This is a genomic window from Jatrophihabitans sp. sgz311053, from assembly GCF_056135305.1.
The window spans coordinates 308,996-335,837 of record NZ_JBWAXP010000001.1; the positions used below are offsets into that span (position 1 = coordinate 308,996).

The following is a 26,842-nucleotide window of genomic DNA, read 5'->3' on the forward strand; positions in this document are numbered from 1 at the left end:
GCTGCTCCGCGATCACTCGTCCAGTGTGGCCGAGAAGTGCTAACTATTGCAAGCAGGTCGCAAGCGACCTTCGTCACGCCGTCGCCGGTCAGCGACGGGCGAGTGCCTGCGCGGCATAGCCCGCGACCACGAGGAGGAGCAGCCGCGCCTCGGGGTGGACCTCCATCGGCTCCGTCCACGCGACGGCCAACGTGCCGAAGGTGACGCCTCCCGAGGTGAGCGGCAGGTGCGCCATGGACTGCGTTCCGGCCACGCGCATGTGCTCGCCGATACCGGGGAAGCCGGCCTCCGCCTCGTCGACGGTGGCGTGGAAGAGCGGGTCACCGTCCAGGGCCACCCGGCTCACCGGACTGGCGCCGTCGAGCGGGATGACGTCCCAGCGCGCGACAGTCTCGGCTGGCAGCGGATCCAGGCTGAGGTAGCGCATCGTCCCGGCGTCCCGGTCGGCGAGGGCGACGCCGGTGAAGTAGGCGCCCATGTGCTCGCGCAGCGCGCTGGTCACCGCGTCGCCCACCTGCTCGGGCGTCGCCGCGCGGGCGAGCGCCTCGGTGAGCAACAGCAGCAGCTGCGAGCGACGCACCACCTCGCGCCGCTCGGCACCCTCGTCGGACCACGCCGTACGGGTGGCGCCCTCCTCGTCCGGGGCGATCTCGAACCAGGTGGTGGTGATGCTGCCGCGGCGGGTGATCCCCCACTGGGTGGCCAGACCGTCGACCAGCCCCATGCCCCGTCCGGAGGTCGCCGTCACCGGGACCTCGGCGCTGCCGCGGTGGACGTGGTCGGGCACCCCGGAGGCGCGGTCCTCGATGACGTCCACCCGGACGGCGGTCCCGACCTCGATCCGGACACCCAGCCGGCTGGACTGGGTGTGGCGGACCACGTTCGTCACCAGTTCACTGACGAGCAGCTCGGCACGGCCGACCAGCGAGCGGTCGCCGCCCTCGATCGCGAGCGCGGACCGCAGCTGGGCCCGCGCCATCGCCACCGCGCCGCTGTGCGCGTCGTACCAAGTGATGGCGGGCTCGGCAGCAGGAGTTCGCAGCGGCACCGTCGGCACACTGCCAGTGAAGCGGTGCACCGGACGGGGGTCAATCACCGTCCGGGGATTCGCTCATCCCGTGTCGTCGCCGGTGCAGGGTCGTCGGCGGCAGCAGCAGCCGGACGCGGCGACGAGACCACCGGGACCGCGGGCTCGCGGCCGGGCGTCACTCCTGTCCGGGCGGCGCCGAGAGCGCGGCCTCCAGCCGCGCCAGCAGTTCGACGCACCGCCCTATCTCGACCGGCCTGACATCGACCACGGCCGCCAATTCGGCCGCCCAAGCCGCACGGAGCCGCCGGAGATTCGTCACGGCCAGCTCGGTCGGCCGGACGGCGACCCCGCGCCCGCCGTCCGAGCTGCGATGCACCATGCCCTTGCTCTCCAGAGTGCGCAGCGCCGTGCTCACGTTGGTCCGCTGCAACCTGCTGCGGGCGGCGATGTCGCCGGGCGAGCAGCCGGGGTCCAGGTCGACGAGGCGCATGACCTGCCGCTCGGTGTCGTTGAGGGAGACGAGGTCGGCGGCCACCGGCGTGCGCGAGCGGATCAGCCGGCCGACGTTCAGCACGAGGTCGGCCAGATCGGCGAGGGCATCGTCTGCGGGCATGACTGGACCCTATAGTGCTGCTTATGTGAGAATAGTTATGTGTCAATAACATCAGAGCTGGGTCGGCGTCCCCGATCGGCGCTGCTGGCCCTGGGCCTGCTCTCGGCCTTCGGCCCGATCAGCCTGGATCTCTACCTGCCGTCGCTGCCCCGGATCGCCACCGATCTCGCGGTGGGCGACGGCGCGGCACAGCTGACGCTCTCGGGCTCGCTGGCCGGGCTCGCCGTGGGACAGCTGCTCATCGGGCCGCTCTCCGACCGGGTCGGCCGCCGGCGTCCGTTGCTGGCCGGGCTCGCCGGCTTCGCCCTCTTCTCACTGGCCTGCGCGCTGGCGCCCTCGCTGCCCCTGCTCGTCCTGGCGCGCGTGCTGCAGGGGGCGTGCGGGGCGGCTGGGCTGGTCCTCGCGCGAGCGGTGGTCCGCGACGTCTTCCCGGACAGCCGGATCGCCGGCGTCTTCTCATTGCTGATGCTGATCAACGGCGTCGCCCCGGTGCTGGCTCCCCTGGTCGGCGGCGGCCTGCTGCACCTGATGCCGTGGCGGGGACTGTTCGTCGTCCTCACCGTCGTGGGCGTGGCGATCGCGCTGCTGACGGCAGCGGCAGTCCCGGAATCGCTGCCGGCCGAGGCCCGGCATCAGGGCGGGATGCGCGCGCTGGGACGGGCCGTCACCGAGGTGTCACGCGACCCGCTCTTCGCGGGCGCGACGGCGGTCCTCGCACTCGGCAGCGGCGTGCTCTTCACCTACATCTCGCTCTCCAGCTTCGTGCTGCAGAGCGAGTTCGACCTCTCGCCAGGCCGGTTCGGCGCGGTCTTCGCCATGAACTCGGTGGGCATCATGCTCGGCGGACGGCTGAGCGCCCTGCTGCTGCGCCGCCACGACAGCGCCACCGTCCTGCGGCTTGGACTGCTCACCATGACGACCGGTTCCGGACTCGCCCTGCTCGCCTCGAGCCTCGACTGGGGGCTGGAGTGCCTGCTGCCGCCGGTCTTCCTCGCCGTCGCCTCCGTCGGCCTCGTCTTCCCCAACGCGACGGCGCTCGCGCTGCTGCGCCACGGCCGCAACGCCGGGACGGCGTCGGCCCTGCTCGGGGCACTGCAGTACCTCAGCGGTGCCGTCGCCGGACCGGTGGTGACGTCCTTCGGCACCTCGGCCCTGGCCATGACGGCCGGCATGACCGTGGCCGCCGCGACCGGGCTCGTCGTCGCTCGCACCGTCGTCCACCGGCCGGCGACGGTCCCGGCTCAGCCGCCGAGTGCTGCCGAGATCTGCGCGTAACGCTCGTCGGGTCCTGCAGCCAGACCTGATTTCACGAACGCGGCCCACTGGTCGGCCAGCACCTCCGGCACGCCGTTCTCGACGGCGTCGTAGGCGGCATTGGCCACGTCCGCGGGCGAGGTCTTGGGCCCCTCGATGTCCCGGACCATGTCGGTGTCGACCAGCCCCATGTGGACCGCGACGACGTGGGTGCCCTGGCTCGCGAGTTCCAGCCGCGAGCTCTCGGCGAGCATCCATGCCGCAGCCTTGGAGGCCGAGTAGGCGCCGGCCGAGGGCGTGGTGAACCACGACAGCGCCGAGACGACGTCGACGATCGCGCCGCCCCCGTGGCGCGCCAACACCGGCGCGAAGGCCCTCGTCATCAGCAGCGGACCGTAGAAGTTGGTCTCCAGCTCCCGGCGGATAGCGGCCTCGTCGCCGGTGACCAGCGGCGCCCCGGTGGAGATGCCGGCGTTGTTGACCAGCAGCGTGACGTCGCCGGCTGCAGCGGCCGCAGCCGCGATCTGGTCCGGGTCGGTCACGTCGAGCTCGAGCGGGTGGACACCGTCGGCGGTGATCGTGCCGATGTCGCGGGCCGCGGCGTAGACCTTCGCCGCCCCGCGGCGCTTCGCCTGCTCGACGAACTGCGCGCCGATGCCCCGATTGGCGCCGGTGACGAGCACTGTCGCTCCCCGAACGTCCATGACTGCCTCATTTCGTAGTGATCGCTATTCATCTCGACGGTAGCAGATTCCGTAGCGATCGATACGTTATGGTGGAGGCATGGCCGGCCGTCCTCGCAGCTTCGATAGGGATGCCGCCCTGGCCGTCGCCGTGGAGCAGTTCTGGCGTACCGGGTACGAGTCGACGTCGGTCGCGACCCTCACCGCCGCCATGGGCGTGACGCCGCCGAGTCTCTACGCCGCCTTCGGCGACAAGGAGCGGCTCTTCGACGAGGCCGCCACGGAGTACTTCCGGCGCACCTGCGAGGCGGTGGACGCGGCGGCGGCGCTGCCGACGGCGCGCGAGGCCGTGGCGCGGATGCTGGCCGACGCGGCCCGCGCGCACACCGATTCGGCCACGCCCCCCGGCTGCCTCATGCTCACCGAACCCCGGCTCGCCGAGCAGCGCACGGCGCTGCGTCGGCGGCTGGAGGATCGACTGCGTCAGGGCGTGGACGACGGCGATCTGGACGCAGCCGTCGACATCGGCCGGCTCGCCGCCTTCCTGGTGGCGGTCATGCGAGGGATGTCGGGCTGCGCCCGCGACGGCGGGTCGAGTGCGGAGATCATCGGCATCGCCGAGACCGCGATGGCGGCCTGGCCGGAGCGCAGCTCCTGAACTGGCGACGGGTCGGGGCGCCTCAGCTCCGAGCTGCGGCCATGGCTGCGAGCTCGGCCTCCACCCTCGCCTGATGCTCCGCCGCGGCGCGCCGGGCTCGTCGGGGACTCCAGTGACCGGCCATGACGAAGAGCAGCGGCAGGAAGAGGAGCTGGCCGACGAGGCCGAGTAGCCAGTACCGGTTCCACTCGGCCGGGCTGTCCTTCGCCGCCTGTTGCACCCGCGGACCCGCGTCGGCGAGGTAGCGCAGCTTGGCCTGGACGCTGCTCGACTGCAGCGGGGTGCCGTATCGCTGCAGGAAGGCGAGGTCGGCAGCCGGGATCTTGCCCAGCGCGGTCAGCGCGTCGGCGGCACGGGACACCGGCGGCGCGTTGGTCGACATGAAGACCAGGTCGTCGGTGGGGACCTTGGCCAGCGCCGCGAGCCGTCGTGTCGCGACGGACGGGCTGAGCCCGAGGCCGCGGGCGATCTCCGCGACCGCCTTGCCGCGAGTCGCCGTGTCGTCCGGGTTCGTGAGCAGCGCGAGCTGGGTGGCCGAGTCGAGGGTGTCGGCGGCGGCGAGCTCGCCTGGATAGGTCCGTTCGATGGTGACGACACGGCTGACGGTGGCCGGCGGCAACCCGGTGATCTCGGTGAGAGCCTTCACCTGCACGACCGGGTCGTCCGGGGTCCGGGCAAGAGCGGTGCTCGTCGCGGCCGAGAGCTTGCCGGCAGCGGCGAGGCCGCTCTTGTACTTGGCCGCCAGTGTCTGCACCTTCGCCGCGATCGCCGGGTCGGCGGCCACGGCCTTCACCGCGGCGTTCTGCGCGGCGGTGAGGCCGGGGTCCTTGCCGGCGGCGAGGGCCTGCACTGCCGGGCCGTCCTGGATCAGCGTCGTCGCCGAGCCGACCATGAAGGGCAGGACGAAGGTGACCACCGTCGCGACCAACCGGACCATCCCGCCCCAGAGCGAGAGTCCGCTCGCGGTGAGTGCCGGGTTCTGCCGCTCGACGGTCTCGGTGAAGCTCGCCAACCAGGGTGCGAAGGCGAGTCCCATGAAGAGCGTCAGCAGCGACAGCGTGACGACCCACTCACGGTAGCTCGTCTGCGCCGCGGTGGTGTGGTGCATGACGAAGGTGGTCATGATCACCGCCCCGACACCCCCGACGAGCATCAGCGGCTTGCGGACGCCGAGGCGGTCGGAGATCCAGCCGAAGGCGACGAGGGCGACGACCTCGACACCCCACATCCAGTTGCCGACGGAGTTCGCCTTCGAGGCGCTGTAGCCGAAGACGGTCTGGAAGAAGATCGGCAGGAAACCGACGGCGGCGTAGTAGACGACGAGGAAGAGGCTGATGGCCAGCGCCGAGCCGAGGATGTCGAGCCGCATCAGTTGGCGCATCGGCGACCGGAGGGCGGCCTCGGTGTCCAGGCCGCGGGCGCGGGCGTCGGCGAGGGCGGCCTCGCGATCGGAGACGACGATCTGGTCGCGCAGCGGCGCGGAGAGCTCCCGCAGCAGCAGGGCGGCGAGGACGAAGACGCCGATGCCGACCCAGCCGGCGATGACGTACTCGTCCTGCCAGCGGTCGACGTGGTCGATGGTGGGGGTGACGATGGCGGCGGTGAGCAGGCTGCCGGCCACCGGGCCGATCGTCCAGAAGCCCATGGCCGTCGCGCGGCCGACCTGGGGGCTGAAGTCCCGTACGAGGGCGGGGGTCGCGACCAGGACCACCCCCTCGAAGGCGCCGAGCAGGGCGTAGCAGATGCCGACGGCCAGGGGGCTCTCGGCGAACGGGAAGCCGACCAGGCAGGTCAGCGCGCATCCCAGCACGCCGATCACCACGATGTTGGCGCGTCCGTAGCGGTCGGTGAGACCACCGAGGAGCGAGGTGACCGAGCTGAGCAGCACCGAGACGACGTTGATCATCACGAAGTACCGGAACGACATCCCGGTGGTGGCGATGACCTGGTCGCCCACGGCGCTGAGCGTGTAGTACTGGTAGTAGAAGAGGATTGTCGTCACCACGACGATCGAGAGGCTGACCAGCCTCGCCCGGCGACCGGGATAGCTGACGTACTCGCGGCGCCAGAGTCGTGTCATCCCGCCGGCCTCCGGCGGCCGCGAGCCGCCGGGAACGGCTGCGGTGAGGGTTGTGCTCATGCGGCTACCTCGCTCGTCGGTGATGTGCGGATCAGCTGGTGAGGGCGGCGCGGGTGACCTGCGCGACGACGTCGGGCAGACCGGCGGCGAGCTTGCGACCGACGGCGCGGGCGTAGACGGCGGCCAACGGCCCGGTGATGGTGACGCCGTGGGTACAGGCGAGGCCGTCGTCGGTGGGCTCCATGGTGTGCGTGATCGTCATGGTGGCGAGCGGCAGCGGAATCGCGAAGTCCATGTACCTGCCCTCGACGACCCGGGTGAAGGTGAGCGTGGAGGCCGGGGCGCCGTGGCTTTTGAGCTTGCCGGTGGTGCCGTCGCGGACCTCGCCGTCGAAGCGCACCCACTGCACGCCCGGATCGTCCTGCGCCCAGTACTCGGGCGTGGTCCAACGCCGCCAGAGCTGGTCCTCCGTGGCGGAGGTCAGCTGGGTGTGGGTACGGGTCCAGGTCATGCGCGTGCTCCTGCGGGTGTGGTGACGGGCTTGGGCGGCGCAACAGCGGCGGCGGCGCTGGTGAGGCCGGCGGCGGCCTCGCGGGCGGCGCGTTCCCCAGCGCGGACGGCGCCGTCCATGAAGCCCGCCCACTCGTCGGCGGACTCGGTGCCGCCCCAGTGGATGGGGCCGACGGCTTCGGTGAGGTGGTGCGCGTAGGGCACGACGGCGCCCGGCCCCGGCATGGCGGTGGGGCCGCCGCCGAGCCACTCCTCGGTCGCCCAGCGCTGGTCGATGGTCTCGAGGGGGTGTCGCGCCCGAGGGCCGAAGAGGTCGGCGAGGCTGCTCAGTGCGCGCAGCCGTCGCTCGGCGGCCGGCAGGTCGTCCCAGTTGCGGGCGTAGTCACCGCCGATGAAGCCGAGGAGCACGCCCCGGCCGGCATCCGGCGGGCTGGCGTCGAAGGTGATGAAGACCGGGCCCTGATCGGCCATGGACATGCCACTCAGCCCGTCCCGGCGCCAGAACGGCGTGTCGTAGACGGCGTAGAACTTCGACAGCGTCCCCTGGCTCCAGCGTTGCGAGAGCATGCGGTGCCCGTGCGGCAGCGGCGGGTCGAAGACGATGCGGCCGCGCATCGTGGGCGGCACGGCGACGATGGCCCGGCCGGCGGTGATCACCTCGGCGTCGGTGTGGACGGCAACGCCGTGGCTGGTCCACCGGATGGTGCGCACCGGCGTGCCGAGACGGACGCGGTCGCCGAGCTCGGCGGCGATCCGCAGGCAGATCTCCTGCGAGCCCGCGATGAAGTGCTCCTCCTGCGCGCCGTTGTCGGTGTCGAGCATGCGGTCCCAGCCGCCGGCCTGCTGCGCGTAGTGCAGGACGTGCAGCAGCGAGATCTCGGACGGCTCGCACCCCCAGGACGTCTTGCAGGCGATGGCCAGCAGGTCGTGCGTCGCCCGCGACGCGTGGTGGCGCTCGAGCCAGCCGGCGAAGCTGACCGCGTCGAGCTCGCGACTGTCGCGGACGGCGGCGGGCCGGCCGGGACGGATGCTCGCGGTGAGCTTGTCCAGACTTTTGCGCAATCGCGCGATATCCAGCAGCACGGCCAGGCTCAACGGCGGGATGGTGCCGCGGTAGCGCCGCAGGTCGCCGCGCCAGCGGACCAGGTTGTCGCCGTCGTCGAAGGTGCGGTGACGCGAGACCCCCAGCTCGTCGGCGAGGGCGATGATGCGGTCCTGGGTCGGCCCGACGAAGGTGCCCCCGAGGTCGACGTGCGCGCCGGCGACGCGGGCGGAGAGCACGCGTCCGCCCACTCGGTCGGCTGCCTCGACGACGCGGACCGAGAAGCCGCGCTGCAGCAGGGATCGGGCGGCGGCCAGGCCGGAGAGACCGGCGCCGACGATGACGACATCGACGTCCCGGACTGGATCAGCTGTGCTCATGGGGTTCCTTCTCGGTTAGCGGTCAGACGAGGCGGGGCGTGACAGCGGCGAAGTCCTGCACGGCTGCGAGGTCGTACCGTCCGGCGTCGGTGCCGAGGCCACCGGCGACCTTCGCGGCGACGGCGCAGCCGAGCTCGGCGGCGCCACCGGGTCGCTGACCGAGCGACAGGCCGCGCAGGAAGCCGGCGGTGAAGGCGTCGCCGCAGCCGGTGGTGTCCACGACGTCGGTCTCGTAGGCGGGGACCTCGACGATCTCGTCGGCGGTGACGACCAAGGCACCCCGCGCCCCGCAGGTGACGGCGACACAGCCGGCGCCGGCGGCGACCAGCGCGCGCGCCCCGTCGACCAGCGAGGCGGCGCCGGTGAAGCCGAGCACCTGCTCGTCGTTCGGCAGCAGGTAGTCGGTGAACGGCAGCGCCGCGGCGACCCACTCGAGCATGCCGGGGTCACCGGGTGCCAGCAGGTCGACCGACGTGACCGCGCCGCGGCGGCGGGCGTCGTCGAGGAGCTGCCCGGCGGCGTCGCCGCCGAGGAACTCGGGGCCGCCGAGGTGGAGATGCGTAACGCCGTCCCATGCCCCGGCGGGGATGTCGTCGCGGGTGAAGGCGCCGTTGGCGCCGATGAGATGCCACGCGGGACGGTCGCCGTTCGGGCGAACCGGGATCACCGAGGCAGACGTCGGGTGGTCGGGCTTGCGGATCAGGCCGGCGACGGCCACGCCCTCGGCCCGCAGCAGCGCGAGGAGGGTGTCGCCGGCGGCGTCGTTGCCGATCGCGCCGAAGCTGGCGACCTCCGCGCCGAGGCGAGCGGCGACGACGGCGGCACCGCCGGCGGTGCCGGCGGGTGAGAGGCGGATGTTCTCCACCAGTGCGCCGGACGACCCGGCGGGGATGTCGTCGATGCCGACGACGTGGGTGTCGAGGACGTGGACGCCGACGGCGGCGAGCTTCACTGGTTCTCCCGAGGGGTGCCGTAGTTGCGAGCGAGCGCCTGCTCGATCACGTCGTGCTGCTGCTCGGCGGTGAGGGCGCGGGGCGTGCCGAAGGCGAGCGCGCGGTGGTGCAGGGCGGCCAGCCACTCCAGCAGCAGCGCGTTGTCGACCGCGGCCCGGAGCGTGGCGCCGATGGCGACCGAGCCGTGGTTGGCCAGCAGCGCGGCCGAGCGGCCGTCCAGGGCGTCGCGGGTGGCGCGGGCGAGCTCGTCGGTGCCGAAGGTGGCGTAGCCGGCGACCCGGACCGCACCGCCCAGCGCGAGTTGCTGGTAGTGCAGCACCGGCAGCTCGTCCAGGACGCAGGCCGCGGCGGTCGAGTAGGGCGCATGGGTGTGGACGACGGCCGCGGTGGTGCCGGCGCGGTAGAGGCCGAGGTGCAGCCCGAGTTCGCTCGACGGCGCAAGCAGCCCGTCCAGCAGGTCGCCGGCCAGGGACACCACGGTGACGTCCGACGGCTCGCAGTGCGCCAGCTCGATCCCCGACGCGGTGATGGCGACGCTGTCGCCGTCCCGGAGCGAGACATTGCCTGCCGTGCCGATGAGCAGGCCCGCGGCGGCGAGCTCGCGTGACGCCTCCGCCACGGCTGTTCGGGGATCCATGGGTCGAGATAGTTGCACGATCGTCCCACTAAAGCCAGAGCATGGGCGATGCTTTTCTCTAAGACGGGTTCAGCACAGGACATTCGTCCAACATCTCGGCGGCGGTAGGGTCGCGAGATCGAGGGGGCGAGGTCATGACGTCGGAGGCCCGGGCCGTCCGCGCACGCGGTGTGCAGCGGCGTGACCAGCTGCTGGATGCCGCCGTCCGCGTCATCGCCACCCGCGGCCTGGAGGGGGTCTCGCACCGGTCGGTGGCCGAGGAGGCCGGGGTCCCGACATCGTCGACGACCTACTTCTTCGACAGCCTGGATCACCTGATCGCCGAGGCCGTCGCCGCCGCGATGGGGCGCGAGCTGGACCGGCTGACCCGGCTGAAGGAGGCATTCCTCGCCGGGGAGCTGTCGGCCCGCGGTTGGATCGAGCAGTACCTGGAGCTGGTCGAGGAGGAGGACGAGCAGCGCGTCACCATCGCGCAGTTCGAGATGTACCTACTCGCCGCCCGGCGTCCGGAACTGCGCGCTCAGGTTGCCGAGATCCTGGACGCCACCCGCGACGCCGGCGCCGCCGCCGCGCGGCTGCACGGCATCGAGGACGCCTCCGCCGGCGCCGCCGTCGTCGCCCTCGTCGACGGCTTCGCCCTCCACCGTCTCGCCGATCCCCAGCCCGGTCAGCTCGACGCGCTCCGTCGGGCCTTGCGGGCACTCACTATCGGCTACGTGGCCCTTGACAGTGTCGAGGCTGACCAAGGGTGAACCGGATTCCATAGCTGCTCTGCACAGCCTTACGACGAAATGCGCACCTTGCGCTCAGATTCGACGTATCGCTGTCGATGACCGGAACATGTCCATAAGAGCAGGCGACCGCTACGTCTACCTCTATCGGGATCCGGAGGACAACTCGATCCGCTACGTCGGCAAAGGCACCCGGAGCCGCGTCGACGAGGTGGTTCGAGACGTCTTCCAGACCGCGGATCCCGCGCGGCGAGTAGCCAAACTCGCACGCGCCGACAAGCGCGAGGTGCGGCGATGGTTCGCGCACTTGGACCGCAAAGGCCGGGCGCCCATCGTCGAGATCATGCCGTGCCGCGACGAGGAGGAGTCACTGGCAGTCGAGGCCAGCTTGATTTCCGCTCTCTGGGACAGCGGCACGCTGCTGAACAAGGTCCATGGACATCACCGCGAATTCGGACCCCTGGGCCTGCCAGAGAAGTTGGCGCGCCGCCGATACGAAACACGACTCGGCCGCGGCGATCTTGCCAATCGCGGAGTGATCGCGGTGCATATCGGTGCTCGCAGTTTCTACGAGGGGGACCCTCGTTACGGATCGGCGCCGCGGCTGCCGCTCAACGACGACGCCGAAGCCGGACTGCGTCTCCAGACATATCTGCGCATCTGCCGCTGGTGGCAGGTCGCCAAGCACGTCGAGCGCTGGCGGGAGAACCCCGCGACGGCGCCGGTCGCCGTCATCGGCGTGACCGGGCCGCCGCAGCGCCGTTGGGTCTGGGGTTCCCTCAAGATCAACCCTCGCTCGATTCCCCAGGAGAGGAGCGTCGAGGGTCTGTGTCAGCTGACGCCGGAACCGTCGACCGTGAGTGAGCGCGACCTCGACGCCTACCGACTCCGTGGCCGACTCCTTGCTCCCGACGCCGTCGGCCCGATCGTCAAGCCCGACGGCGCTCGCCACTTCGGGGGCATCCGCCCCCACTTCTTCGACATCATCGAGCGGCCGTCCTGAAGGCGCTCATTCGGCCTCGTCGAGCGTCTCCTCGAATTCGCTCTCCTCGAACTGAACGGAGTCCTCGGCGGCGTCGCCCCGCTCGATGTCCCGCGGAACCGCCTTGCCCATCGCCTCCTCAACCAGCGTGCACAGTCGCTCCCTGCGGTCGGCGAAGTACCCGTCGAAGTCGTCGGCACGGAGTAATTCCGCGGTCACGAGGTGGGCGTCGACCAACTCGTCGAGACGGTCTGCAGGGATCTGAGCCCTCCGCTCTATCGCGACGAGGTAGGAGGACGGCGCGGCACCCCCGATGGTGCGGTTAGTGGAGGCCGAGATGGCCGTCTTGTTGACGATGCTCTCGCGGTGTTCGTCATCGATGCCGTGCTCGTAGCACCACTTCTGTGGAAAAATGTGGTGGATGTCGACCGCGAGGTTGACGTACTGCACCTTGTCGAGCGCCTTGTCTTCCATCCAATCGCGGGCCTCGTTGCCAAGCAGTAGGGCGTAGATGCCCTTATATGCGGCCGCGCGCCGGCTACGCAACGAGTGCAGCCGCGATTCGACGAATGTCGCGTCGTTGATCGTGTTCGGCGTCACCGCATTCGGCCTGGTTGTCGCCCAGGCAGGGACCTGCTCGATGTCGCGCACGAAGCGGGTTTCGATCGCGCTGCCGTACAGCTCGCCGAGAATGCCACACCAGAACCAGCGCACCAGGTTCGCGCGCGGACCAATCAGGTCGGCGTCACGACCCATGACGACGCGGATCGCAGCCAAGGGAACAAGCTGCTTCGGGTAGGGCAAGAAGCGAGTGTCGAAGATGTGGCGGTCGGCGAGGAAGTCCGATGCCCAGACGAACGCCTCGCGCAACGGACCGACCCATTCGAGGTAGTCGCCGAGCGTCAGTCGCAGTACGTCCTCGCGCTTGGCGGATATCGCCGGTGGCCGTGGACCACCGCCGGCAAGGTTCCGCTTGCGGGTGGCCAGCAGCGTGACAGCCTGCAGGAAGTCGGTGTTCTCCAGCCCCTGCAGCACCGGGTAGGAGGCGAACTTCGACTGGGTCTCCTTCCAGTCGTCGTTCAACCGAAAGTCAGTGCCGTGCGCGTCGAAGTACGCCTTGTCGCCCGCGAACGTCGCGGTCAGCAGCTCGAAAACATTCAGCGCGAGGCCGCCCGTGTTGACCTTCTCGAACACTGTCGCGACGGCGGCCTTGCTCGTGGCGTTGTCCAGCTCGATAGCCGGGATGTTGTAGGTGTTGGCCGGCTTGATGATGGTCTCGTTGAAGCCCTTGGCGAGCTCCCGATCAGGCAGGTCGAAGAGCCACGACATCGCATCGGCATAGAGGAGTCGAAGCGGGAACATTCTGGCTTCACGCTCCTTGTCCGGCGTCGAATAGTCCTTTTCGACCACTCGTCCGAAGTGCGACCGCACAACGCCGTCGCCAGGTACCGACACCACGGCCTCGTCGATCCGGTCTTCACCCTCCAACGCGAGCCGCATGTCAACGTAGTAACGGCGGGTGAAGGTCTTGCCGCGGCTGTCCATCGTGTTCACGACACCATTGCCGGTCAGCGCCTGAGTAAGTGAGGTGAGGCGCTGCTGCCCGTCGAGCAGCAGCGAATCGGCATGAGCGCCTGACGGCACGTCCGTTCCCTCCACCGGACGCGGCTTGAACCGGATCTGGTCATTGCCGGTCTTCAAAAGCATGACGACGCCGAGAGGGTGGCCTCGCAGGATGGTCACCAGGAGCTGACGGATCCGCTCGTCCTCCCACTTATAGCCGCGCTGGAAGTCTGGCAACTGGATCTTGCCGCCGGTCGTCCACTTCAAGTACTCGCTCAGCTCGTACAACGGCGTCTGAAAACCCATGCCCTCGCCTCTCATCGTGAATGAAGATCCGATCATGCCAAAGCCGAAGCAAACCCTTCCCGCCTCGGATAGCGCGGTAGCGCTTAGCCGTAACGTCTGACAAGCACGTTTGGAGTTGACAAGGTTGACTTTTGAAGGCGTGAGACGCGCCTAGCCATGGGCGATCAGCTCCTGGCCACGTGCGCCGCAGCCAGTTCGGATCGCTATCGAAGTCGACGGCCCGAATGTAAGAACGCCAGGTCACCAGGAGGGTCCACCGCGGCCGCGACGCTCGCTGCGAGCATCAGTTCCTCAAGTGGGGCCGAGACCCAGAGCGCCTCGAGGAGAGAAGTCGGCGTGCGCGCCGGGTCGAACGTGGCCGTCGGCACACAGTGTTAGTCTTGTAGCAGGTTGCTACAGAAGCGCTTCGAGAAAGAGTTCGTGATGACTGCGACAGCCGACCGCGTCACGCGCGTGGCCTCCGACCTGTTCGACTCCGCCGCGGCCGAAGGTGCGCGCAACAGTCGCTCGGCCAAGCAGCAGCTCGACTTCTGGGCTCGCGTCGGCCGTGAGGTCACCGCCCACCAGAGCGCAGCCCGGCTCCGCATCGAAGCCGTCTTGTCCGGTGACGCGCCCATGTCTGGTCTCACCGCCGACGAACGGCTCGTGCTCAACGCGCAGATCGACGCCGAGATCGACCTCGGCATGGCCAACACCGACTTCGGTGCGGTCCTGGACGCGCGCGGCATCCGCACCGTGTCTCTCGACGAGAACGGTCACCTGGTCGAACACCGGGCGGACGGCACCCAGTCCCCCGGCTCGGCCTGACTTCCTGCCCAGCGCCGACTGTCCACCCCGTGATCGATGCGCCTTGACCTGATCGTCGGACCCAACGGCGCCGGGAAGTCGACCATCGCCGAACTGGTGCTCGCCCGCACCAGCCTGGCTGCCCCGTTCGTCAACGCCGACATCATCGCCGAACAGCGGTGGCCGGGCGACACCGAGCGACACGCCTACGAGGCCGCCAAAATCGCCGAGAACACCCGGCGCGCGCTCATCAAGGAGCGTCATCCCTTCATTGCCGAGACGGTCTTCTCACACGAGTCGAAGTTGGACCTGATCCGCACGGCGAAGGCCTGCGACTACACCGTCGCCCTGCACGTCGTGCTGGTCCCGGTCGAGGTGTCCGTCGCACGCGTCCTGCGTCGCGTGGAGGCCGGCGGGCACCCGGTCCCGGAACACAAGATCCGCGAGCGCTACGAACGCTTGTGGCCACTGGTGCGCACCGCCATCGGGCTGTGCGACTCGGCCTCGGTCTGGGACAACGCCACCGCCGACCGTCGACCGCGCCGGGTGGCCCGCTTCATCCAGGGCGTCCCCGTCGCGCCGCCGGTCTGGCCGCAGTGGACACCGGCAGGTCTGACCGACGGCTCTCCGAGGAGCTAGTCCTGGCCCTCTGCTGTCAGCAGAGCGGCGAGACCCATGGAGCCATGGGCCTCAAGTGAGATATCGCTTGGCAACCTCAGCTCGGCATGTCCGCAAACCGCGAGTACCGGCCCTGGAAGGCGACCGCGACGGTGGGGGTGGTGCCGCTGCGGTTCTTGGCGACGATGAGGTCGGCCTCGCCGGCGCGCTCGGTCTCGGTCTCGTAGAGGTCGGGGCGGTGGACGAGGAGCACGATGTCGGAGTCCTGCTCGATGGAGCCGGACTCGCGCAGGTCCGACAGCATCGGCTTCTTGTCGGTGCGCTGCTCGGACGAGCGGTTCAGCTGCGACAGCACGATCACCGGGACCTCGATCTCCTTGGCGAGCAGCTTCACCGCACGCGAGAACTCCGAGACCTCCTGCTGGCGCGACTCGACCCGCTTGCCGCTGGTCATCAGCTGCAGGTAGTCGATCACCACCATCTGCAGATCCTGCCGCTGCTTCATGCGGCGGGCCTTCGCGCGGATCTCCATCATCGTCAGGTTCGGCGAGTCGTCGATGTACAGCGGCGCCTCGGCCAGCTCGGAGGACCGCATGGCCACGCGCCGCCAGTCCTGGTCACTCATGTGCCCCGAGCGCATGTTCTGTAGCGCCACTCCGGCCTCGGCCGAGAAGAGCCGCATCATGATCTCCAGCCGACCCATCTCCAGGGAGAAGATCACCGTCGGCTTCTGGTGCTTGATCGCCGCATTGCGCGCCAGGTCGAGGGCGAAGGTCGACTTGCCCGAACCGGGCCGTCCCGCCACCGTGATCATCTGACCCGGATGCAGACCGTTCGTCACCTCGTCCAGCATCGCGAAACCGGTGGGGATGCCGGCACCGACGCCACCGCTGGACTGGATCTTCTCGATCTCGTCCATGGTGTCCTGCAGCAACGTCTCGATGTGGACGTAGTCCTCGGAGGTCCGCCGCTCGGTGACGTCGTAGACCTCGACCTGCGCCCGGTCCACGACATCGTCGATGGAGCCGGGCGTCTCCTCCCCGCCCTCACCGGAGGCCGCGTCGTACCCCATCTGCACGATGCGGGTGCCGGCCGTGACCAGGCGGCGCAGCGTCGCCCGGTCGGCGACGATCTGGGCGTAGTAGCCGGCGTTCGCGGCTGTCGGCACCAGCGAGATCAGCGTGTGCAGGTAGGGCGCGCCGCCGATCCGGTTCAGCTGCCCGGAACGGGTCAGCTCCGCCGAGACCGTCACCGCGTCGGCCGGCTCGCCGCGCGAGTAGAGATCGAGCACGGCGTCGTAGACGAGCTGGTGCGCCGGACGGTAGAAGTCGCCGGGCCGGATGACCTCCACGACGTCGGCGATCGCGTCCTTGGAGAGCATCATGGCGCCGAGCACCGACTGCTCGGCCTCGATCGCCTGCGGCGGCGTGCGGTCGAAGTCGTAGGTCCGCCGCTCACCCTGACCGGAGCGACCTCGCGCGTCGTCCACCACCGTCATCGCTGCACCCCCAACACCCGTTCGACTATATTCGCACACACCGTCTAATCCCGGTAGGGCAGGACGCTGCTCGCACGTCCGCGTGGGGCGGCCCGAGGAACGCTAGAGGCGCTGATCGGGACACGCCAAAACGGCTTGTGCACAGTGCTGGGGACAAGCTGTGGAACACGCCGGGGCGCTTGTTCACAACCTGTGCACGAACCTGTGGGTAACTCGTTCTGGAAGCGCTGACACCCCCACAATCACGGGCCTGGGCGCACCCGGGGATGTGGACGCAAAATTGGTCCGGCGCCCGAATCGAGGGTGACGGGCAGGTGGCCGATCGCCTCTGGCGACCCTGGACGGCATGCGCTAGGAAGAGTGCTCACCCCTGCGAAAGGCGGCTCCGTCGTGCCCCTCGGCGACTTCCCGCGCTATCCCCTGCTCTTCGGCCCGAGCCCTGTCCACCCGCTCGAACGGCTCACCGCCCACCTCGGCGGAGCGTCTATCTGGGCCAAGCGCGAGGACTGCAACTCCGGGCTGGCCTACGGCGGCAACAAGACCCGCAAGCTGGAGTACCTCGTCCCCGACGCGCTCGCGCAGGGTGCCACCCACCTGGTCTCGATCGGCGGGGTGCAGTCGAACCACACCCGACAGGTCGCCGCCGTCGCCGCCAAGCTCGGACTGCAGGCCCTGCTGGTACAGGAGAGCTGGGTGGACTGGCCCGACGCCGTCAACGACCGCGTCGGCAACATCCTGCTGTCCCGGATCATGGGCGCCGACGTCCGGCTCGTCGACGCCGGCTTCGACATTGGCTTCCGGGACAGCTGGGAGCAGGCGCTGGCCGAGGTCCGCGACTCCGGCGGGGTCCCCTATGCGATCCCCGCCGGCGCCTCGGACCACCGCCTGGGCGGCCTCGGCTTCGCCAACTGGGCCGAGGAGGTCGCCGCCCAGGAGGCCGAGCTCGGCGTCTTCTTCGACACCATCGTCGTCTGCAGCGTCACCGGCTCGACGCACGCCGGCATGATCGCCGGCTTCGCAGCGCTCGCGGACGCCGGGGGGCGGCCGCGGCGCGTCATCGGCATCGACGCCTCGGCCAAGCTCGACGCCACCCGCGCGCAGGTCGCCAAGATCGCGCGGAACACCGCCGAACTCATCGAGCTCGGGCGGGACCTGCGCGAGGACGAGATCACCGTCATGGCCGGCTGGGCCGGTGACTACTACGGCATCCCCGTCGACTCCACCCTGGAGGCGATCCGGCTCACCGGACGGCTCGAAGGCATGATCATCGACCCGGTGTACGAGGGGAAGTCGATGGCTGGGCTCATCGACCTCGTGACCCGCGGCGACGTCTCACCGGAGTCGACCGTCCTCTACGCCCACCTCGGCGGGCAGCCCGCCCTCAACGCCTACAGCGCGCTCTTCCGGCGCTGACACACGGGGCGTTGACGGGCGGGGCGCTGACGGGCGGTGCCGGCTGATCGCGACCCCGGCCAGCGCCAGCACACCACCGACGAAACCCCAGACCGTCGGCACCTCGCCGAGCGTCGCCCACGACAGCAGGACGGCGATGGCGGGGACGGCGAGCGTCGTCGCCGCCATCCGTCCCGCGTCGGTCCGGGAGAGCGCGTACGCCCAGGTCAGGAAGGCGACAGCCGTCGGCCCCACACCCAGGTAGACGGCCCCCAGCACGGCCCCGGACGAGGCGTCGGCCAGCTCCGAGACCGCCTGCGCCGCGAACGGCAGCGTCGCGATCAGGCCGGTGGCGCAGCCCACGAAGGTCGCCGTGACGGCGTCCACCGTCCGCAGCGCCACCTTCTGCAACAGCACCCCGGCGGCGTACAGCACCGCCGTCGCCAGCCCGAGGACGATGCCGAGCGAGTCCGCGACGCCGCCGTCGTCACCCCCGGCCGCGATGACGACGACCCCGACGAAGGCCACTCCCAGCCCCACGACCAGCGGCCGGGGGAAGCCGTCGTGGAAGACAATCCCGGCGACGACGGCGACCAGAATGGGCGCGACATTGACCAGCAACGCGGCGGTGCCGGCGTCCAGGTGGCGTTCGGCCCAGTTCAGCAGCACGGTGTAGGCCGCGAACCAGAGCAGGCCGTAGCCGACGACGAAGCCCAGCGCGCGACCCCGGGGCAACGGCCGCCGGTAGCGGGCCGCGATGACGGCGAGCACCACCGTCCCCGTCAGCAGCCGCACCAGGGCCATGGCGCCGGGCGACAGCACGTCCCCCACCGCCCGGATCACCACGAACGCGCTGGCCCAGAGCAGGACGGTGACAGCTGCGGCGGGGCCGGCGAGCGAACGGGAGGCCATGCCCCGACTGTGCCGCGGTGCCAGCGACCTCGACAAGCGAAAATCGGACGTCGAGGTCCATGCGCCCGGCGAAATGCCGCACGCCCGGCGACCACGAGGGTCACCGGGCGTGCGGAGGGTGCGGGGTCGGTCAGACGCTCTGGACGGTGACCGGGACGGACGCGACGACGTCCGGGTGCAGCTCGACGGTGACGTTGTGCGTCCCCGTCGTCTTGATGTGGCCGTCGATGTGGATGCGCTTGCGGTCCAGGGTCGGACCACCGGCGCTCTTCACGGCAGCGGCGATGTCGGTCGTGGTGATCGAGCCGAAGAGCCGACCGTCGCCACCGGCGCGGGCGTCCACCGAGACCGACAGCTTCTCGAGCGCGGACTTGATCTCCTGCGCGTGGCCGAGGTCGCGGATCTCGCGGGCGTCACGCGCACGCTTGATCTGGCTGATCTGCTTCTCGGCACCCTTGGTCCACGTGATCGCGGCACCGCGGGGGACGAGGAAGTTGCGGCCGTAGCCGTCGGCGACCTCGACGATGTCGCCGGCGAGGCCCAGCCCGGCGACCTCACGGGTGAGGATGAGCTTCATGATGTGACGCCTCCTTAGCGGGCGGTGGAGGTGTAGGGCAGCAGCGCCATCTCGCGGGCGTTCTTGATCGCCTTAGCGATCTGCCGCTGCTGCTGGGCCGTCACGCCGGTGACGCGCCGGGCACGGATCTTGCCGCGGTCGGAGATGAACTTGCGGAGCAGGTTCGTGTCCTTGTAGTCGATGTAGTCGATCTTGGCCGCGACGAGCGGGTTCTGCTTCTTCTTCGGCTTGCGAACCGGAGGCTTAGGCATGTCTGAAGGTCTCTTTCGATTCTGAAGTCAGTGAGGGATTAGAAGGGCGGCTCGTCGGAGAACCCGCCACCGCCGGACGACGAGGGGGCCGAGCCCCACGGGTCGTCGGCCGGGCCGGAGTCCGAACCACCGCCGCTGCCGGAGGAGCCGAAGCCGCCGCCACCGCCGCCGCCGGAGCCGCGCGAGGTGCGGTTGATCTTGGCCGTCGCGTACTTCAGCGACGGGCCGATCTCCTCGACCTCGAGCTCGATGACGGTGCGCTTCTCGCCCTCGCGGGTCTCGTAGCTGCGCTGCTTGAGCCGGCCCTGGGCGACGACACGCATACCGCGCTGCAGCGACTCGGCGACGTTCTCGGCCGCCTGACGCCAGATGGAGCAACGGAGGAAGAGCGCCTCGCCGTCCTTCCACTCGTTGGAGTTGCGGTCGAACTGCCGCGGGGTGGAGGCGATGGTGAAGCTCGCGACGGCCGCCCCGGACGGGGTGAAACGCAGCTCCGGGTCGGCAGTGAGGTTGCCGACCACGGTGATGACGGTCTCGCCGGCCACGATTAGCGCTCGTCCGGCCGCAGGACCTTGGTCCGCAGCACGTTCTCGTTGAGGTTCAGCTGCCGGTCGAGCTCCTGGACGGCGGCCGGGCTGGCCTGCAGGTCGACGATGGCGTAGATGCCCTCGGCGTGCTTGTTGATCTCGAAGGCCATCCGGCGGCGGCCCCACACGTCGACCTTCTCGACGGTGCCGCCGTCCTTCTTCACCACCGTGAGGAACTGCTCGAGCGACGGAGCGATCGTCCGCTCTTCGAGGGTGGGGTCGAGGATGACCATGACTTCGTAGTGACGCATGCTGATGCGAGTCCTCCTGTGGACTGGTCGGCCGCGGACTCTCCGCGGCAGGAGGTCGCCCACCGGGGACGGTGGGCGGGGAACAACCTCGCCACGATACCCGCGCCCGGGCCCGAACCCGAAATCGGCGGGGGCCCGAAGCCCCGCTCGCTCAGCTGGTGGGCTTCTTCAGCAGGAAGAGCCGCGCGTACGTCCCGGCCACCAGGGCCAGCGCGATGATGGCGAGGATCGCCAGGATCACCGGCAGCTGGCTGGACGGGCTGCCGCTGTCGGCGGCGAGCTCGACGGTCTTGCCCTTCGCGGCCGAGGATCCGGCCTCGGGCTGGCCGGCGGTCGTGGCGCCGTCAGCGCCGGACTGCTTCGCCCCGGCCGAGTCGCCGCGGGTCGGCAGGATGCCGGAGAAGCCACCGCTGGTGTAGTCGTTGCCGGAGTCGACGTAGACCTGGTTGCCCGTGGCCCCCGGCACGACCTGCTCGGGGACGCTCATCCCCGGCAGCTCGTACGGGTTGCCGGACGACGAGCTGGAGCTGGCCTTGGACGGCTGCGACGGCTTGGCCGGGCTGGTGGTCTTGCTCCCGGTCGGCAGGCGCGGGACCAGCGTGCCGAGCGACGGCACGGAGAGGGTCGGAGCCTGGACACCGGGGACGGTGATGGTCGGCAGCTGCCCGACGACCGGGACGCTCGGCGCCACCTGCACCTTCGGCAGCTGGATCGACAGACCGCCCTTCGGCGGGTTGTTCGAGACGACGATCTTGCCGACGTACTGGTTGCTGGCATTGAGCTTGACGCCGGCCCCGGCGAGCTGGTTGCCGTCGAGGTTGATGGGCACCAGACCCAGCAGCGTCACCCGCTTCATGGACCAGGTGAAGTTGTAGGTGCCGGCCTTGGGGAAGGTGAAGGTCACGGCGGGCTTGGTCTTGACCGTGGTGTTGGCCTTGCCGCCGGGGAGCTTGGCGAAGTCCGCGACGGACTGCACCGGGGCGACGGCGTCGAGGACGCCGCTGACCAGGTCGCCGAGACCCAGCTTGTCCAGACCGCGGGTCGGGACCGAGGCCGTGGTGAGCGAGACCGAGTCACCGGGCCGGATGCCGATGACGCTGCCACCGACCGGGTTCTTCGAGTCGGCCAGGCCGGAGAGCGAGAGCTGGACCTTCGCGGTGATGGGCGCGGCCTCGGCCGGGGTTGCAGCCACCAGACCGACCGCTGCGGTGGCACCGGCGACGGCCAGGGCGCTGAGCCCGGCGACGAGGCGGCGCCGCGGCCGAACCGGGCCGGCGGCGTGCGTGGCCGGGCCCGTGACTGAGCGCTCGCGTCGACGCGACATCCTCGTGTCCTCCATTACCCCGTCTTGCCCGATATGCGGGCGGCGACGACACACTTTACCTGCGTACTGCCCGTCCAACGACCCGTCGTCGGCCGGGATACGGCCCCTGCCCCGACCTCACAGCCGGCCGGCACCCACCGTCGGTAGGTCCCCGTAGTGTCCCGAGCATGCCCACATCGACCCCGGCCGCAATCGGCGCACACGTGCGTTCCGACGATCCGCTCGCCTTCGCCGAGGCGACCGGGTCGCAGTCGATCCAGCTGTTCCTCACCGACCCGCAGGCCTGGAAGGCGCCGGGCGAGCATCCGCACGCCGAGGCCATCCGGAGCAGCGGCCTGGCCGTCTACGTCCACGCGCCGTACCGGATCAACGTGGCCACCACCAACAACCGCATCCGGGTGCCGAGCCGCAAGCTGCTCATGCAGCACGCGCAGGCCGCTGCCGCGCTCGGCGCCAAAGGCCTCATCGTCCACGGCGGGCATCTCAACGAGGCCGACGACCCGTCGGTCGGCGTCGAGAACTGGCGCAAGACCTTCGCCTACGCGGCCAACGACGGCGGCTACCCCCTGCCGGTCCTCATCGAGAACACCGCCGGCGGCACCAACGCCGTCGCCCGCCGCTTCGACCGCCTCGCGATGCTGTGGGACGCCGTCGGCGAGTTCGACGCGGGTTTCTGCCTGGACACCTGTCACGCCTTCGCCGGCGGCGAGCCGCTGGACGACGTCGTGGACCGGGTCCGCGGCATCACCGGACGGATCGACCTGGTCCACGCCAACGACAGCCGCGACGCCTTCGACTCCGGCGCCGACCGTCACGCCAACTTCGGCACCGGCAGCATCGACGCCGCCGTCATCGCCGAGGTCTGCCGGGCCGCCGCCAGCGACGTCATCGTCGAGACGCCGGCCGAGGGGCAGGGCGACGACGTCGCCTACCTGCGTTCGGCCATCTGAGGCCACCGCTGCGACGGTGAGCGCCGCGAGCCGACCAGCCGGACGGAGCACCGGCGCGGGTCAGCCGGGGCTCATGTCCCGTCCGGGAGCACGGCCGAGGACGACCCCGTCGTCCGGAGCGCCGTCGAAGATGCCGCCGGCGGGATCGTCGGCGCCGTCCACGCGGACGACGTCCAGCCACGGGCACCACATCTCCCGGACGATGAGTCCGGCCAGCACCAGCAGCAGGACGTCACGGACGATGAGGACGAACATCAGCCAGCCGTAGCTGATGCCGTGGGCCGGGACCGAGAGCCCGAGAAGCAGCGTCAGCGTCAGCATCCAGACGACCACCTCGACGAACTGCCACACCAGGTTCAACCGCCACCGCGGCCGGGCCAGCGCCAGCAACGGGACGAGCCACAGCGAGTACTGCGGGCTCCACACCTTGGTCGTGAGCAGGAAGGCGAGCACGCAGAGGAAGGCCAACTGCCCGAGCCGGGGCCGGGTCGGGGCGGCCAGCCCGAGCCAGACCACCGCACCGAGGGCGACGATCAGCAGCAGCGCCACCGCGGGGCCGGGCGGCACCCATGCCGGGACGTCCAGATCGGTGATGGAGCCCTCGGCCAGCAGCCGTCCCATGGCCCAGAACGTGGAGCGCTCGGTGGTCCGCTCGGTACTGAACTTGTAGAACTCCCACCAGCCGTCGTAGTACGCGAGCCCCACCGGGGCGTTGACGGCGGCCCAGGTGAGGCCGGCCGCCAGGCAGGTCCACACCACGTCGCGGTAGCGCCGCGTCCGGACGGCCAGGATCGCCAACGCGACCAGCAGGAAGACCGGATAGAGCTTGGCGGCGACGCCGAGTCCGATCAGCGCGCCGGCGAGCACCGGTCTGTCGCGCGACCAGGCCCACAGCCCCGCCGAGGCGAAGGCCATGGCGAGCAGGTCCCAGTTCGAGAAGGCGTGGAAGACCAGCAGCGGCGAGAGGGCGAAGATCGCGGCGTCCCAGGGCCGGCCGCGGGCGGTCTGCGCCGTCGCGGCGGTGACGACCAGCGCGCAGGCGGCGAGCAGCAGCATGGTGATGGTGCCGAAGAGCACCAGCTGGGAGGCGTCGGTGAGGATCGCGTGGACGCCGCGGGTGAGCTCGGCGGTGAGCCACATGAAGCCACCGGTGAGCACCGGGTACTCGACCTTGGTGTCGCGGTACGGCACCCCGCCGACGTCCAACCGCTCGTTCGACCAGAGCGGGACGACGTCGGAATAGCAGAAGTGCGTGTACTGCTTGTTCCCCGTCCAGTCGCCGGAGGCGCAGGGCGCCTTCTGCACCACGCCGACCACGAGGGTCGCCAGCGTCATGGCGAGCAGCCAGCGCAGCGGGGTCCACCACGACCCCGGACCCACGCCGGCGTGCCGTCCCCATGCCCCGCCGACAGCCCGGGTGGCGCGCCAGGCCATCGGATCGGCCCGGCTGGGGACGCGCCGTGCGGGGCGCGGTGACGGCGCAGGGCGTGGGGTCACGGTCCCGTCCGGCGCACTCGTCACCGGCTCATCCTGACATCCACGCCGGACGGCCCCCGGCTGCCGGTCAACCGCCGCCCGGTGAGGTCGTCGGACACGGCCGGCCCAGCACGCCGCCGCACGTGGGTACCGGTGTCGGGGTCGGCGTGGGTGTCGGCGTCGGGGTGGCGGTGGTGGGCGGCGGGGCGACCGTCGTGGTCGGCGGCTGGCTCGTCGTCACCGTCGGGGTCGGCGTCGAGGTGTCACTGCTCGGAGCCGTCGTGGTCGGCGGCGGCACGTAGGTCGGCGTCGGCGCCGGCTTCTTGCCGTCCGAGTCGATCATCTGCTGCTTGGCCAGCTTCAGCTTCTTGGCGCCCTTGAGGTAGGTGTCCATGAAGGTCTTCCACGTCTTGGCCGGCAGGTCGCGACCGTACATGGGCTCGCCCGCGGAGTTGTAGATGGGCTTGGAGTACCCGGTGCCCACCCAGACGGCGGCGCTGACCTGCGGCGTGTACCCGGCCATCCAGGCGTCGCTGTTGCCGAGCGACGCGCCGCTCACCCCGGCGGTGCCGGTCTTGGCCGCGGACTGGCGCCCGTTGGCCAGCGCCGCGTCGTTGACCCCGGCGATGGGCTCGAGGGTCAGCGTGACGTCATTGGCCACGCGGGCGTCGATGGCTCGCGTCGCCTTGCCCTTGTACTCGTAGACGATCTCGCCGTCGGAGCTCGTCGCCTTGCTCACCAGGTGCGCGTCGTTGCGCATCCCGTCGTTGGCGAGCGTGGCGTAGCCGTTGGCGTTGTCCATGACGCTGATGGGGAAGTCGCCGATGCCGATGCCGAAGGTGGTCTCGCCCTTGCTGTTCACCAGCGTCGGGTTGCCGTTGCTGTCCTTCAGCGAGATGCCCATCTTGTGGGCGATGTCGGCGACGTCATCGGGGCCGAGCTCGGAGGCGAGCGAGTCGAAGGTGGTGTTCAGCGAGTACTTCATCGCGAACGAGAGCTTCACCTGGTCGGCGCTGAGATCCTTGTCGCCGGGGTCGTTGCAGATCTTGGTGCCCTCGATCCGCGCGCACTGCCGGCCCTCGACCTCGCTGTCGATCGTGTAGTGCGGCTTGCCCTCGGTCTGCTTGATGGTGTCGGTGAGCGCCGTCGCCAGCACATACGGCTTGAAGGTCGAGCCCGGCGGGCGGGAGCCGCGTCCGGCGTAGTCGTTGTAGTCGACCTTGCCGTCGTAGCCCTTCACGTCCGGCCCCGTGCCGCCGTAGTAGGCCAGCACCCCGCCGGTGGACGGGTCGATCGCCACCAGCGCGTTCTTGAGGTCCTTCTGCTTCTTCGTCAGGTCGGCGAAGTTGGTCTTGATCGCCTTGAGCGCGGCGCTCTGGGCCCGCTTGTTGATGGTGGTGCGGATGGTGAGACCGCGCTCGGCGACCTCCCGGGCGGTGATGCCCTTGGCCGCGAGCTCGGCCATCACGGCGTTCTTGACCAGGTACTTCCAGCCGAAGACGCCCAGGTCGTTCGCCCGCGCCGGCTGCACCTTCGGGTACGTCATGGCCGCTTCCTGCGCGGCCGTCAGGTGCTTGGTCTTGACCATGCCGTCCAGCACGTAGCGCCACCGGTCCTTGGCGGCGGCGAGATCGCCCTCGACCGGGTCGTAGTAGCCGGGATCGCGCAGCAGCCCGGCCAGGACCGCGCCCTGGGCCGTGGTCAGCTTGTCGACGTCGACGCCGAAGAAGGCCTGCGCGGCAGCCTGGATGCCGTAAGCGCCGCGGCCGAAGTAGACGGTGTTGAGGTAGTACTCCAGGATCTGATCCTTGCTGTACTCGCGGGAGAGCTTCACCGCGATCATCAGTTCCTTGAGCTTGCGCGAGATGGTCCGTTCGGTGCCGACGCTGGCGTAGGCGTTGCGGACGTACTGCTGCGTGATGCCCGAGCCGCCCTGGGTGTCACCGCCGGTGATGTTGGACAGCGCCGCCCGGACCGTGCCGCGGATCGAGATCGCGGAGTCCTGGTAGAAGTTGCGGTCCTCGGCGGCGAGCACGGCCCAGCGGACGTGCGGGGGCACCTGGCTCAGATTGACGATGGTGCGGTCCTCGGAGCCGACCCTGGCCATGGTGGAGCCGTCGGAGTACTGGATGGTGGCGACCTGGAGCTGCGGCAGATCCTCCGGCCGCGGCACATTCGTGAGGGCGTAGAAGAGCACGATCGCGGTGACCATGAGCCCGGCCAGCAGCCCGAGCAGCCAGGTCGAGAGGATCATGACGCGGCGGCCGAAGCGGCGGCCGCGGGACATCGCGGCGACGCGCGCCTTGGTCTTGCGACGGCGGAGGCTGCGCTTGTGCCAGCGGGTCTTGAACCAGCCGGCGTCCTCGTAGTCGCGGTCGCTCCACTCGTCCACCGGGGCCGTGGGCTTCACCGGCTGCGGCCGGCTGCGCTGGGGCTTGTGGTCGGGCACAGGAGCGGTCCTCCGTCGTGTCGGTTGGTGCAGTACGCGTGAGATCCGGACCGACGTTAACCAGAGAACCTGAGACCGGCACGTCGGAGCCGGGACCGTCTCAGCTTGCCCGGCCATCCTTCGCGCAACGCGTCGTCGTGGTGCGAAGGCGACCGGCGCCACTGCGACGACCGTTCCGGCGGGGCCCCGAGGGTAGGCATCCGAGTCCTTGATCAACTTGTGCTTTCCGCCGTTCGAGCGGCGGAAAACGCAAGTTGATCAGCGACAGCGCGGGCGAGAGCGGCCGGGGAAGGACGCAGGGCGATCGGCGACGCGGCGAGTCCGGCAACGCCGCGGGGGCGGGACAGTC

General features: G+C 70.2%; 26 protein-coding genes. 8 read left to right on the forward strand and 18 right to left on the reverse strand.

From position 1 onward, the window contains the following. Positions 1-88: 88 nt before the first annotated feature. Positions 89-1,048 carry a GAF domain-containing protein gene (locus AC0NZQ_RS01185; RefSeq protein ID WP_474527788.1) on the reverse strand — a complete coding sequence of 320 codons (960 nt, stop codon included), beginning with the start codon at positions 1,046-1,048 and terminating at the stop codon, positions 89-91. A 157-nt stretch (positions 1,049-1,205) separates the two neighbouring features. Continuing rightward, positions 1,206-1,643: a MarR family transcriptional regulator gene (locus AC0NZQ_RS01190; protein ID WP_474527790.1), complete on the reverse strand. Its 438-nt coding sequence runs from the start codon at positions 1,641-1,643 to the stop codon at positions 1,206-1,208. A 39-nt stretch (positions 1,644-1,682) separates the two neighbouring features. Between AC0NZQ_RS01190 and AC0NZQ_RS01195 the strand changes: the two genes are divergently transcribed. Next, on the forward strand, positions 1,683-2,918 hold the full coding sequence (locus tag AC0NZQ_RS01195) for a multidrug effflux MFS transporter (protein WP_474527792.1): 1,236 nt from the start codon (positions 1,683-1,685) through the stop codon (positions 2,916-2,918). Here the strand turns inward: AC0NZQ_RS01195 and AC0NZQ_RS01200 are convergent. Further along, positions 2,885-3,601, reverse strand: a complete 717-nt coding sequence (locus tag AC0NZQ_RS01200; RefSeq protein WP_474527793.1) for an SDR family oxidoreductase — start codon at positions 3,599-3,601, stop codon at positions 2,885-2,887. The genes AC0NZQ_RS01195 and AC0NZQ_RS01200 overlap by 34 nt on opposite strands. Before the next feature lie 79 nt (positions 3,602-3,680). Between AC0NZQ_RS01200 and AC0NZQ_RS01205 the strand changes: the two genes are divergently transcribed. Continuing rightward, entirely contained in the window at positions 3,681-4,238 is a 558-nt protein-coding gene (locus AC0NZQ_RS01205; RefSeq protein ID WP_474527794.1) for a TetR/AcrR family transcriptional regulator, read from the forward strand. Positions 4,239-4,260: 22 nt separating this feature from the next. Here the strand turns inward: AC0NZQ_RS01205 and AC0NZQ_RS01210 are convergent, their stop codons facing one another. Genes AC0NZQ_RS01210 through AC0NZQ_RS01230 form a run of 5 tightly spaced genes read right to left on the reverse strand, consistent with a single transcriptional unit; the run spans position 4,261 to position 9,840 of the window. Beyond that, entirely contained in the window at positions 4,261-6,378 is a 2,118-nt protein-coding gene (locus AC0NZQ_RS01210) for an MFS transporter (RefSeq protein WP_474527796.1), read from the reverse strand. A 31-nt stretch (positions 6,379-6,409) separates the two neighbouring features. Further along, positions 6,410-6,829, reverse strand: a complete 420-nt coding sequence (locus AC0NZQ_RS01215; RefSeq protein WP_474527798.1) for an SRPBCC family protein — start codon at positions 6,827-6,829, stop codon at positions 6,410-6,412. Continuing rightward, positions 6,826-8,250 carry a flavin monoamine oxidase family protein gene (locus AC0NZQ_RS01220; RefSeq protein ID WP_474527801.1) on the reverse strand — a complete coding sequence of 475 codons (1,425 nt, stop codon included), beginning with the start codon at positions 8,248-8,250 and terminating at the stop codon, positions 6,826-6,828. The genes AC0NZQ_RS01215 and AC0NZQ_RS01220 overlap by 4 nt, the downstream gene beginning before the upstream one ends. A gap of 22 nt (positions 8,251-8,272) precedes the next feature. Beyond that, complete coding sequence (locus AC0NZQ_RS01225) at positions 8,273-9,202, reverse strand: carbohydrate kinase family protein (protein ID WP_474527802.1); 930 nt, start codon at positions 9,200-9,202, stop codon at positions 8,273-8,275. Then, a complete protein-coding gene (locus AC0NZQ_RS01230) occupies positions 9,199-9,840 on the reverse strand; it encodes a class II aldolase/adducin family protein (RefSeq protein WP_474527805.1) in 642 nt (213 codons plus the stop codon). Before AC0NZQ_RS01230 ends, AC0NZQ_RS01225 begins: the two co-directional genes overlap by 4 nt. Positions 9,841-9,974: 134 nt before the next feature. On the opposite strand from AC0NZQ_RS01230, the gene AC0NZQ_RS01235 reads away from it, so the two are divergent. Together AC0NZQ_RS01235 and AC0NZQ_RS01240 are read left to right on the forward strand one after the other, a co-directional pair. After that, on the forward strand, positions 9,975-10,592 hold the full coding sequence (locus AC0NZQ_RS01235) for a TetR/AcrR family transcriptional regulator (RefSeq protein ID WP_474527806.1): 618 nt from the start codon (positions 9,975-9,977) through the stop codon (positions 10,590-10,592). 88 nt (positions 10,593-10,680) lie between these two features. Next, complete coding sequence (locus tag AC0NZQ_RS01240) at positions 10,681-11,574, forward strand: hypothetical protein (protein ID WP_474527807.1); 894 nt, start codon at positions 10,681-10,683, stop codon at positions 11,572-11,574. Between the two features lie 6 nt (positions 11,575-11,580). Here the strand turns inward: AC0NZQ_RS01240 and AC0NZQ_RS01245 are convergent, their stop codons facing one another. Then, on the reverse strand, positions 11,581-13,422 hold the full coding sequence (locus AC0NZQ_RS01245; protein WP_474527808.1) for a GmrSD restriction endonuclease domain-containing protein: 1,842 nt from the start codon (positions 13,420-13,422) through the stop codon (positions 11,581-11,583). A 423-nt stretch (positions 13,423-13,845) separates the two neighbouring features. Between AC0NZQ_RS01245 and AC0NZQ_RS01250 the strand changes: the two genes are divergently transcribed. Both AC0NZQ_RS01250 and AC0NZQ_RS01255 read left to right on the forward strand, forming a co-directional pair. Next, positions 13,846-14,229, forward strand: a complete 384-nt coding sequence (locus AC0NZQ_RS01250; RefSeq protein ID WP_474527810.1) for a TA system antitoxin ParD family protein — start codon at positions 13,846-13,848, stop codon at positions 14,227-14,229. Positions 14,230-14,265: 36 nt separating this feature from the next. Then, positions 14,266-14,847, forward strand: coding sequence for an ATPase (locus AC0NZQ_RS01255; RefSeq protein WP_474527811.1), 582 nt, complete (start codon positions 14,266-14,268; stop codon positions 14,845-14,847). A gap of 76 nt (positions 14,848-14,923) precedes the next feature. Here AC0NZQ_RS01255 and dnaB read toward each other — a convergent pair whose 3' ends face one another. Beyond that, on the reverse strand, positions 14,924-16,324 hold the full coding sequence (gene dnaB / locus AC0NZQ_RS01260) for a replicative DNA helicase (RefSeq protein WP_474527812.1): 1,401 nt from the start codon (positions 16,322-16,324) through the stop codon (positions 14,924-14,926). Positions 16,325-16,714: 390 nt separating this feature from the next. Here dnaB and AC0NZQ_RS01265 point away from each other — a divergent pair, with 390 nt between their 5' ends. Then, the gene (locus AC0NZQ_RS01265) at positions 16,715-17,737 is read left to right on the forward strand and encodes a 1-aminocyclopropane-1-carboxylate deaminase (RefSeq protein WP_474527813.1); all 1,023 of its coding nucleotides are present in this window, start codon (positions 16,715-16,717) and stop codon (positions 17,735-17,737) included. Here the strand turns inward: AC0NZQ_RS01265 and AC0NZQ_RS01270 are convergent. The 6 genes from AC0NZQ_RS01270 to AC0NZQ_RS01295 all read right to left on the reverse strand — a co-directional run bounded on the left by AC0NZQ_RS01270 (position 17,657) and on the right by AC0NZQ_RS01295 (position 21,618). Continuing rightward, positions 17,657-18,628: a DMT family transporter gene (locus tag AC0NZQ_RS01270; protein ID WP_474527814.1), complete on the reverse strand. Its 972-nt coding sequence runs from the start codon at positions 18,626-18,628 to the stop codon at positions 17,657-17,659. The two genes, AC0NZQ_RS01265 and AC0NZQ_RS01270, sit on opposite strands and share 81 nt — an antisense overlap. 130 nt (positions 18,629-18,758) lie before the next feature. Then, positions 18,759-19,205: a 50S ribosomal protein L9 gene (gene rplI, locus AC0NZQ_RS01275; protein ID WP_474527815.1), complete on the reverse strand. Its 447-nt coding sequence runs from the start codon at positions 19,203-19,205 to the stop codon at positions 18,759-18,761. Between the two features lie 14 nt (positions 19,206-19,219). Then, positions 19,220-19,456 carry a 30S ribosomal protein S18 gene (rpsR, locus tag AC0NZQ_RS01280; protein WP_073389184.1) on the reverse strand — a complete coding sequence of 79 codons (237 nt, stop codon included), beginning with the start codon at positions 19,454-19,456 and terminating at the stop codon, positions 19,220-19,222. A gap of 38 nt (positions 19,457-19,494) precedes the next feature. Further along, the gene (locus AC0NZQ_RS01285) at positions 19,495-20,001 is read right to left on the reverse strand and encodes a single-stranded DNA-binding protein (RefSeq protein ID WP_474527816.1); all 507 of its coding nucleotides are present in this window, start codon (positions 19,999-20,001) and stop codon (positions 19,495-19,497) included. A gap of 2 nt (positions 20,002-20,003) precedes the next feature. Then, a complete protein-coding gene (gene rpsF, locus AC0NZQ_RS01290; protein WP_474527817.1) occupies positions 20,004-20,294 on the reverse strand; it encodes a 30S ribosomal protein S6 in 291 nt (96 codons plus the stop codon). Between the two features lie 151 nt (positions 20,295-20,445). Next, complete coding sequence (locus tag AC0NZQ_RS01295) at positions 20,446-21,618, reverse strand: hypothetical protein (protein ID WP_474527818.1); 1,173 nt, start codon at positions 21,616-21,618, stop codon at positions 20,446-20,448. A gap of 167 nt (positions 21,619-21,785) precedes the next feature. Here AC0NZQ_RS01295 and AC0NZQ_RS01300 point away from each other — a divergent pair, with 167 nt between their 5' ends. Continuing rightward, entirely contained in the window at positions 21,786-22,568 is a 783-nt protein-coding gene (locus AC0NZQ_RS01300) for a deoxyribonuclease IV (RefSeq protein WP_474527819.1), read from the forward strand. 60 nt (positions 22,569-22,628) lie between these two features. Here AC0NZQ_RS01300 and AC0NZQ_RS01305 read toward each other — a convergent pair whose 3' ends face one another. Together AC0NZQ_RS01305 and AC0NZQ_RS01310 are read right to left on the reverse strand one after the other, a co-directional pair. Then, on the reverse strand, positions 22,629-24,089 hold the full coding sequence (locus tag AC0NZQ_RS01305; protein ID WP_474527820.1) for a glycosyltransferase family 87 protein: 1,461 nt from the start codon (positions 24,087-24,089) through the stop codon (positions 22,629-22,631). A gap of 43 nt (positions 24,090-24,132) precedes the next feature. Beyond that, positions 24,133-26,493 (reverse strand): transglycosylase domain-containing protein, encoded by a 2,361-nt coding sequence (locus AC0NZQ_RS01310; protein ID WP_474527821.1) that lies wholly within the window; start codon positions 26,491-26,493, stop codon positions 24,133-24,135. Positions 26,494-26,842: the final 349 nt, after the last annotated feature.

Excerpts from the sequence above, each read along its gene's own strand:
- AC0NZQ_RS01245 (WP_474527808.1), bottom strand. The coding sequence starts at position 13,422 with ATGGGTTTTCAGACGCCGTTGTACGAGCTGAGCGAGTACTTGAAGTGG.
- AC0NZQ_RS01235 (WP_474527806.1), top strand. The coding sequence starts at position 9,975 with ATGACGTCGGAGGCCCGGGCCGTCCGCGCACGCGGTGTGCAGCGGCGT.
- AC0NZQ_RS01220 (WP_474527801.1), bottom strand. The coding sequence starts at position 8,250 with ATGAGCACAGCTGATCCAGTCCGGGACGTCGATGTCGTCATCGTCGGC.
- AC0NZQ_RS01205 (WP_474527794.1), top strand. The coding sequence starts at position 3,681 with ATGGCCGGCCGTCCTCGCAGCTTCGATAGGGATGCCGCCCTGGCCGTC.
- rplI (WP_474527815.1), bottom strand. The coding sequence starts at position 19,205 with ATGAAGCTCATCCTCACCCGTGAGGTCGCCGGGCTGGGCCTCGCCGGC.
- AC0NZQ_RS01200 (WP_474527793.1), bottom strand. The coding sequence starts at position 3,601 with ATGGACGTTCGGGGAGCGACAGTGCTCGTCACCGGCGCCAATCGGGGC.
- AC0NZQ_RS01190 (WP_474527790.1), bottom strand. The coding sequence starts at position 1,643 with ATGCCCGCAGACGATGCCCTCGCCGATCTGGCCGACCTCGTGCTGAAC.
- rpsR (WP_073389184.1), bottom strand. The coding sequence starts at position 19,456 with ATGCCTAAGCCTCCGGTTCGCAAGCCGAAGAAGAAGCAGAACCCGCTC.
- dnaB (WP_474527812.1), bottom strand. The coding sequence starts at position 16,324 with ATGACGGTGGTGGACGACGCGCGAGGTCGCTCCGGTCAGGGTGAGCGG.
- AC0NZQ_RS01300 (WP_474527819.1), top strand. The coding sequence starts at position 21,786 with ATGCCCACATCGACCCCGGCCGCAATCGGCGCACACGTGCGTTCCGAC.
- AC0NZQ_RS01270 (WP_474527814.1), bottom strand. The coding sequence starts at position 18,628 with ATGGCCTCCCGTTCGCTCGCCGGCCCCGCCGCAGCTGTCACCGTCCTG.
- AC0NZQ_RS01295 (WP_474527818.1), bottom strand. The coding sequence starts at position 21,618 with ATGTCGCGTCGACGCGAGCGCTCAGTCACGGGCCCGGCCACGCACGCC.
- AC0NZQ_RS01230 (WP_474527805.1), bottom strand. The coding sequence starts at position 9,840 with ATGGATCCCCGAACAGCCGTGGCGGAGGCGTCACGCGAGCTCGCCGCC.
- AC0NZQ_RS01215 (WP_474527798.1), bottom strand. The coding sequence starts at position 6,829 with ATGACCTGGACCCGTACCCACACCCAGCTGACCTCCGCCACGGAGGAC.
- rpsF (WP_474527817.1), bottom strand. The coding sequence starts at position 20,294 with ATGCGTCACTACGAAGTCATGGTCATCCTCGACCCCACCCTCGAAGAG.
- AC0NZQ_RS01255 (WP_474527811.1), top strand. The coding sequence starts at position 14,266 with ATGCGCCTTGACCTGATCGTCGGACCCAACGGCGCCGGGAAGTCGACC.
- AC0NZQ_RS01210 (WP_474527796.1), bottom strand. The coding sequence starts at position 6,378 with ATGAGCACAACCCTCACCGCAGCCGTTCCCGGCGGCTCGCGGCCGCCG.
- AC0NZQ_RS01250 (WP_474527810.1), top strand. The coding sequence starts at position 13,846 with ATGACTGCGACAGCCGACCGCGTCACGCGCGTGGCCTCCGACCTGTTC.
- AC0NZQ_RS01240 (WP_474527807.1), top strand. The coding sequence starts at position 10,681 with ATGTCCATAAGAGCAGGCGACCGCTACGTCTACCTCTATCGGGATCCG.